Genomic DNA, 3,435 nt, shown 5'->3' with positions numbered 1-3,435 from the left:
AGCTTGATGCACGCCTTTCGTTCATATCCAACGGCGGGCAGGTCATGCTGGGCATCCACGGTATCAGAAAGGAACCTGAACTGGACCGTCCTTATTTCGGACATATCTTCACGGAAGAGGACAAGAAAAACCTGCGTGAAAGTGGAAACATGGGACGCGTGGCTGACCTTAACCTGCGTGGCAACACGACAGAGCCATGTCTGATTTCCATCGACAAGAATACCAACGAACTGGTAGCCGTACGACAGGAGCATGTCTATATCCCGAATGAAATCAAAGGTGTTACTCTGACTCCGGATGAAATTCAGAAACTGAAAAACGGAGAACAGATATTCGTAGAGGGAATGAAGTCCAATCAAGGTAAAGAGTTTAATGCCAATCTGCAATATAGTGCGGAAAGAAGAGGCATCGAATTTATCTTCCCGAAAGACCAGGCCTTCAACCAGCAGACACTCGGCGGTGTGCCGCTTTCCCCCATGCAGCTCAAAGCGTTGAACGAAGGACACACCATCCTTGTAGAGGATATGAAACGAAAGAACGGCGAACTGTTTTCTTCCTTTGTTACCATGGACAAGGTTACAGGCGGACTCCAATATACGCGCCACAATCCGGAAACGGGAGAAATCTACATACCAAAGGAAATCTGTTCGGTACAGCTCACACCGGAGGACAAGGAAGCGTTACGCAAAGGGCAGCCCATCTATCTTGAGAACATGATCAACCGTAAAGGTGAGGAATTCTCGTCATTCGTCAAGCTGGACCTGGCAAGCGGAAGACCACAGTATTCCAGAACTCCGGACGGTTTCAATGAACGGCAGGCACCTACCATCCCGGCTGAGGTTTACGGACACCTGCTTTCGGCACAGGAAAGAGCAAATCTTCAGGACGGAAAGGCCATCCTTGTAACGGGTATGAAAGGTCCCAACGGCAAACCGTTCGATTCCTATCTGAAAGTAAACGCAAACACCGGACAGCTGCAATATTTCCAGGAAAATCCGGATGTACGTCGTAATACCTCACAGCGTGCTTCACAGACTGACAATACCCAACAGCAGGAACAGAAGAAGGGAGCAAAACAGGCTGTCTGACCTGAACGGGATTTAAATCATTCAAATCATCAACTACTAAAAAAAGGAAAGAACATGAACAAGACCAATCATCATATCTACAAGGCTGAACAAATCGACTGGGAAAAACTGGAATCAGTAGGTATCAGCAGATCGCAAATTGAAAAGGACGGAAACATGGACCTACTCCTTCAGGGAGAGGAAACCAATGTCATGTCCATTAAAATCAAGACTCCTATATTTTCACTTACAATGGATGCCACACTCAGTCTGATTGAAGACGAGAATGGAAATCCGGTCATCAGCGTAAACGGTATCAACCCTTCAGGTGAATAAATAAGAAACCATAATGTATCATCTCTCTTTCCATACGGACTTACCGTATGGAAAGATATAAAAAACAGAATTTATCATGATTGCCATATTAACAGACAAACCAAGTGTAGGAAAAGAAATCGGAAGAATCATCGGTGCAACCAGAGTAAGAAACGGATATGTGGAAGGAAACGGCTACATGGTTACGTGGACTTTCGGGAACATGCTGTCACTGGCCATGCCGAAGGACTACGGAACCCAGAAGCTGGAACGGAATGATTTTCCTTTCATCCCATCCGAATTTGAACTGATGGTACGTCATACACGCACCGAGAACGGATGGATACCGGAGATTGATGCCGTGCTCCAGCTTAAAGTAATCGAGAGGGTGTTTCAGGCATGTGACACCATCATTGCGGCTACCGATGCCAGCCGTGACGGGGAAATGACATTCCGCTATGTCTATCAATACCTGAACTGTACACAGCCTTGCTTCCGTCTGTGGATTTCCTCTCTTACTGACGAGTCTGTACGTCAAGGCATGGAAAATCTGAAACCGGACAGCTGTTACGACAGCCTGTTCCTCGCTGCCGACAGCCGCAACAAGGCGGACTGGATTCTCGGAATCAACGCCAGCTATGCCATGTGCAAGGCGACGGGCCTCGGCAACAATTCCCTCGGACGGGTACAGACACCGGTACTGGCTGCCATCAGCAGACGCTACCGTGAAAGGGAGAACCATATTTCATCGGACAGCTGGCCCATCTATATCAGCCTGCAAAAGGACGGCATCCTTTTCAAGATGCGCCGCACACAGGATCTTCCAGACAAAGAATCCGCTACAATGTTTTTCCAGGACTGCAAGCTGGCACATCAGGCACAGATTACAGGTATCAGCCACAGCGTAAAGGAAATACTTCCACCGGATCTGCTTGACCTGACACAACTTCAGAAGGAAGCGAACATCCGCTATGGTTATACCGCATCAGAGGTGTATGACATCGCACAGTCCCTTTATGAAAAGAAACTGATTTCTTATCCAAGGACTTCCAGCCGTTATCTGACGGAGGATGTGTTTGACTCGCTTTCACCAATCATGACGCGTCTGCTATCATGGGAGCTGTTCCCTGTCGCTAAAGGAACTGGAGGTATTGACATATCCAGTTTGTCCCGCCACGTAATAAGTGCAGAAAAAGCCAATGTACATCATGCCATCATCATTACAGGTATCCGTCCCGGAAATCTGTCCGAAAAGGAAATGCAGGTTTACAGACTTGTAGCCGGAAGGATGCTCGAAGTATTCATGGCTCCATGCCGCATAGAAACGACAAATGTTGAAGCGGTTTGTGCGGCGCAACATTTCAAGGCCGAACAAACAAGAATCATTGAAGCCGGCTGGCATGACGTGTTCATGCATTCCGACATGATCCCGACATCGGGATATTCCGTCAAAGAACTCCCCGAAGTGGAGAAAGGTGATACCCTGAATGTATGCGGATGCAACATGGTACACAAAAAACAACTGCCGGTAGATCCGTTCACGGATGCAGAACTGGTGGAATACATGGAGCTGAACGGACTGGGCACGGTATCCTCACGTACCAATATCATCCGTACACTGGTTAACCGTAAGTATATCCGTTATTCAGGGAAATATATTGTTCCGACCCCGAAAGGTATGTTCACCTACGAAACCATCCGTGGAAAGAAAATTGCGGATACTTCACTCACCGCAGACTGGGAAAAACAACTGACCGGACTTGAAAGCGGAATGATAACCGGGCAGGACTTTCTTAATAGGATCAGGACTCTCGCCAAGGAAATGACCGATGACATTTTCAACACCTATTCCACAAAAGAAGAATAACATCCATATCAATATAACCACAAGAATGCAGGCCGGAAGGTCTGCATTTTTTGTGTCCATACAGAAAAGAATCTGTTTTTCCGCTTTTAAGCGGCAAAGGTCTTGGATTGCCTGCCTTTTGCCGCAAGGCTGCCCTCAAGGGCTTGGCTGGACAGGAAAAAATCATCCTCGCTGCGCTCCGGTATT

General features: G+C 47.5%; 3 protein-coding genes. All 3 read left to right on the top strand.

Annotated features, from left to right (window positions below; translation table 11 throughout):
- Positions 1-1,088, top strand: a 1,088-nt coding sequence (locus I6E11_RS14315; protein WP_235338796.1) for a DUF3945 domain-containing protein, incomplete at its 5' end; no start/stop codon positions are given.
- Positions 1,089-1,142: 54 nt separating this feature from the next.
- Positions 1,143-1,403, top strand: a complete 261-nt coding sequence (locus I6E11_RS14310; RefSeq protein ID WP_117887454.1) for a DUF4099 domain-containing protein — start codon at positions 1,143-1,145, stop codon at positions 1,401-1,403.
- A gap of 76 nt (positions 1,404-1,479) precedes the next feature.
- Complete coding sequence (locus I6E11_RS14305) at positions 1,480-3,249, top strand: DNA topoisomerase (RefSeq protein WP_235338795.1); 1,770 nt, start codon at positions 1,480-1,482, stop codon at positions 3,247-3,249.
- Positions 3,250-3,435: the final 186 nt, after the last annotated feature.

The sequence above is a fragment of the Bacteroides caecigallinarum genome (assembly GCF_021531075.1).
Lineage (GTDB): Bacteria > Bacteroidota > Bacteroidia > Bacteroidales > Bacteroidaceae > Phocaeicola > Phocaeicola caecigallinarum_B.
This window is presented reverse-complemented; position numbering and strand designations above follow the sequence as displayed.

Bases quoted from the DNA above. Each gene is read 5' to 3' on its own strand.
- I6E11_RS14305 (WP_235338795.1), top strand. From the start codon at position 1,480: ATGATTGCCATATTAACAGACAAACCAAGTGTAGGAAAAGAAATCGGA.
- I6E11_RS14310 (WP_117887454.1), top strand. From the start codon at position 1,143: ATGAACAAGACCAATCATCATATCTACAAGGCTGAACAAATCGACTGG.